The organism is Candidatus Symbiopectobacterium sp. NZEC135 (assembly GCF_025962695.1).
Genome location: NZ_JAGFPF010001035.1, coordinates 1 through 761, shown reverse-complemented (window position 1 = coordinate 761; position 761 = coordinate 1). Strand labels below are relative to the sequence as shown.

1 protein-coding gene is annotated in these 761 nt (G+C 58.9%); it reads right to left on the bottom strand.

The features are described 5' to 3' along the window. Positions 1 to 761 (bottom strand): molybdopterin-dependent oxidoreductase (locus tag J5224_RS32255; RefSeq protein ID WP_264629023.1); only part of this gene is annotated, 761 nt, incomplete at both ends.

Here is a 761-nt window from a genome sequence, read left to right as displayed (position 1 = left end):
TGAAGCGCTTGGCAAAGCTGACCACCTGCCACAGATCGGATTTGGATTCACCGGGCGCTTTAACCTGCTGACGCCAGAATTGCGTGCGACGCTCGGCGTTGCCGTAGGCACCCTCTTTTTCCACCCACATGGCGGTGGGCAAAATCAGGTCAGCGGTCAGTGCGCTGATGGTGGGGTAGGGATCGGACACCACGATGAAGTTGCGCGGATCGCGCCAGCCGGGCATACGTTCCTGGTTGATGTTCGGGCCGCCCTGCATGTTGTTGTTGCACATCACCCAATAGGCATTGAGCGTGCCGTCTTTCAGCGCACGGTCTTGCGCCACGGCGTGCAAGCCAATTTTTTCGGGGATGGTGCCAGACGGCAGTTGCCACAGTTTCTCCGCGATGTCGCGGTGTTTCTCGTTGGTGACCACCATGTCCGCTGGCAGGCGGTGGGCAAAGGTGCCGACTTCACGCGCGGTGCCACAGGCGGAAGGCTGGCCGGTTAACGAGAACGGACCACAGCCCGGTTGGGAGATCTTGCCGGTCAGCAGGTGAATGTTATAGACCAGGTTGTTGGCCCACACGCCGCGCGTGTGCTGGTTAAAGCCCATGGTCCAGTAAGAGATCACTTTCTTGTGCGGATCGGCATAGAGTTTTGCCAGCGCTTCCAACTGATCGGCGGGCACACCGCTGAGCGCTGTGGTTTTCTCCAACGTGTATTCCGCGACAAACGCTTTATAAGCCTCAAACGTCATCGGCTCAGACGCATCAGAACCG